This window comes from Pseudomonas sp. SIMBA_068, from assembly GCF_046534705.1.
GTDB classification, from domain to species: Bacteria; Pseudomonadota; Gammaproteobacteria; order Pseudomonadales; family Pseudomonadaceae; genus Aquipseudomonas; species Aquipseudomonas putida.
In genome coordinates, this window is sequence record NZ_JAWRYI010001681.1 from 1 (window position 1) to 235 (window position 235).

At 55.7% G+C, this 235-nt stretch carries 1 protein-coding gene; it reads right to left on the reverse strand.

Features of this window, described 5'->3' with window-relative positions; all coding sequences use genetic code 11:
* On the reverse strand, nucleotides 1-235 hold a 235-nt coding region (locus SB756_RS35460; protein WP_410913931.1), incomplete at both ends, for an SNF2-related protein.

Here is a 235-nt window from a genome sequence, read left to right on the forward strand (position 1 = left end):
CGGGTTGTAAGCATCGTGCTGAGCTTCGGCATAACGCTCATCATCAAATAGCGCAAAGCGCAGGTTGAAACGGCGCAGCATTTCTACCAGCCACTGATGCTGTAAGGTTTCCGGGACGATAATTAGCACACGTTCAGCAGCGCCAGAGAGCAGTTGCTGATGCAGGATCATCCCGGCTTCAATGGTTTTCCCTAAACCCACTTCGTCAGCCAGCAGGACGCGCGGCGCGTGGCGG